The organism is Photobacterium sp. 2_MG-2023, from assembly GCF_030547675.1.
Taxonomy (GTDB): Bacteria; Pseudomonadota; Gammaproteobacteria; order Enterobacterales; family Vibrionaceae; genus Photobacterium; species Photobacterium arenosum.
Genome location: NZ_JAUOQQ010000053.1, coordinates 1 through 1,353, shown reverse-complemented (window position 1 = coordinate 1,353; position 1,353 = coordinate 1). Strand labels below are relative to the sequence as shown.

At 49.2% G+C, this 1,353-nt stretch carries 1 protein-coding gene; it reads left to right on the top strand.

Features of this window, described 5'->3' with window-relative positions; all coding sequences use genetic code 11:
- Positions 1–16: 16 nt before the first annotated feature.
- A partial coding sequence (locus Q4491_RS21400; protein ID WP_303460796.1) for a thrombospondin type 3 repeat-containing protein occupies positions 17–1,353 on the top strand: 1,337 nt, incomplete at its 3' end.

The window sequence follows — 1,353 nt, the reverse complement described above, 5'->3', positions numbered from 1 at the left end:
ATCACAGGAAGGATGAATGATGAAAGATAACAAACGTTTTATCACGTCGTACCGAAGCGTATCGGGCATGCTAACCGCACTGCTCATGGCTATCTCTGTTTCAATACCTGAAAAAGTACAGGCAGCCTCTGATTACATTGAAAGCGCCTCACTTTTTGCCAGTGATGCGAGTGCAAATGCAAGGTTTGGATGGGATGTTGCGATTGATGGCGATACCATGGTTGTCGGCCAACAGACCGGGAATCGTGCCTATGTTTTCGAACGAAATGGTTCGGGTTGGTCGGAACAGGCGATCCTGACTCCCAGCGATAATATGGGGGGGAGATTCGGACAATTTGTCGCTATCCATGGCGACACAGTCGTTGTCAGTGCACCGATTCAAGGGCAAGACACGGGTGCAGTTTATATCTTTGTCCGTGCTGGCAATCAGTGGACTGAACAACAAAAACTCACACCAACCAACCCTCAAACCTTAGATTTATTCGGGTCCGCCATTGCAATCCAGGGTGATCGCTTGTTAATCGGCACACCAAGAAAAGATAACCATGGCACGGACAGCGGCCAGGTGGACTATTACCTGCGCACGGGGACAAGCTGGGCATTATCACAACAATTTGTTTCAAACGACATTGGGGCTGACGATAATTTTGGCTACTCTGTCGCACTTCACGACCAAACCGCTGTTGTGGGTTCACCCTTGGGAGACGGCCATTTAGGAGATGTCGAAGTCTTTACGTTAAGCAACGGCGTCTGGACTGAACAGCAATCCCTGAAAAATCCCGGAGGTGCTGCCAATGATGGTTTCGGAGCCAGTGTTGCCATTCATCAGGACACAATTGCAGTTGGTATCCCATATGTTGAGAACTCAGCAATACCCGAAGCTGGGGCGATATCTGTATACACCCGCAACGGAGGCAGTTGGTCTTTACAGGCAATGCTGACTTCGGATACGCCATCCAATCAATCTTTAGGCATTGATGTTGCATTGCAGAACAACAAGCTATTTGCAGGCACAGAGACCCCAGACCCTGCCGACGCTGAAGTCATCGCATTTGAACGAACCGGTAACACGTGGACGATTGTTCAGAAAATTTCAGCTTCCAGTGAGCTCTTTAGCGATGTGTTCGGATACAGTACAGATGTTGATGGCCATACACTCGTAGTTGGTGCTCCTGGTACCAATAAAAACTTAGTTGAGCAAAAGAGTATTTTAGATGCCGGTGCTGTTTATGTGTTTGAGGCTGACCGCGATGGAGACGGTATTCCTGATGGCACTGACAACTGCCCTGAGATTGCCAACCCCGGTCAGGAAGATGCAGACAATGACGGTATCGGCGACCTCTGTGATGCGCA